This window comes from Streptococcus sp., from assembly GCF_019414905.1.
Taxonomy (GTDB): Bacteria; Bacillota; Bacilli; order Lactobacillales; family Streptococcaceae; genus Streptococcus.
Genome location: NZ_DXLC01000303.1, coordinates 1 through 488 on the forward strand (window position 1 = coordinate 1; position 488 = coordinate 488).

A 488-nucleotide genomic window follows, 5' to 3' on the forward strand; every position below is an offset into this window, starting at 1 on the left:
GAAACTACCACTAGTGTGAGTCCAGAAGAGATTAAGAAAGAAATAGATAAAATTAAAAAATCTTATATAGAATTACAGGATAAGAATAAGCAGAAGCTATTAAATGAGATTGAGCAAATTGATTGGAAGATAATTTCTTTTTCTCAGGATGATGTAAAAGAAATCAAGAACAAAATCCCTGAAATATTGTCAAATCGTAATCAATGGATGTTCGAATCTTTGAAGAGACAAGAAGAGGAAATTGCAAATTATCCTCATTTTCCAGATTGGAAATCTAGATTATATGATATTGTTCCACTTGAAAGAAATGAAGCATTGCTGAAAGTGCTTAGGAGAGACATTAACGGAGTGATTTTCCATATTGCAGTTCTAAAAAAGAAAGAGCGCATCATTTCACAAATAACTAACAATCCATATTATACAAATGTCGAGAGAGAAAACATGCTAAAAGAAGCTTCATTAGCATATAATAGTTACGACGGTCCAGG

At 31.6% G+C, this 488-nt stretch carries 1 pseudogene; it reads left to right on the forward strand.

The features are described 5' to 3' along the window. Positions 1–15: 15 nt before the first annotated feature. Positions 16–488: pseudogene (locus QZ359_RS09095) on the forward strand (N-acetylmuramoyl-L-alanine amidase family protein); the annotation flags it as partial.